At 46.3% G+C, this 309-nt stretch carries 1 protein-coding gene; it reads left to right on the top strand.

The window, feature by feature from the left end:
• On the top strand, positions 1–309 hold a 309-nt coding region (locus Y887_RS17970), incomplete at both ends, for a hypothetical protein (protein ID WP_046965651.1).

Genomic DNA, 309 nt, shown 5'->3' with positions numbered 1-309 from the left:
TCATCAGCTGGCTCACTTGTTTGCTATTGCCTCGGCATCACGGAAGTGGACCCAATCCCGTATAAGCTGCTGTTTGCCCGATTCATCGACGTAAGCCGCGCCGACCTTCCTGACATCGACATCGACTTTGAAGATACCAAACGCTATATGGTGTTTGATTATCTTAAAGAGAAGTACGGCGAAATGAACGTTGCAAAGCTTGGCAACATCAACACGCTTAAGGCCAGCTCAGTAATGGCTCAAGTTGGTAAGAAGTTCAACATTGGATACCACGAAACAGCCAACATTAAAAACGCACTGCTTGAATAC

It is taken from the genome of Xanthomonas pisi DSM 18956, assembly GCF_001010415.1.
GTDB classification, from domain to species: Bacteria; Pseudomonadota; Gammaproteobacteria; order Xanthomonadales; family Xanthomonadaceae; genus Xanthomonas; species Xanthomonas pisi.
This window is presented reverse-complemented; position numbering and strand designations above follow the sequence as displayed.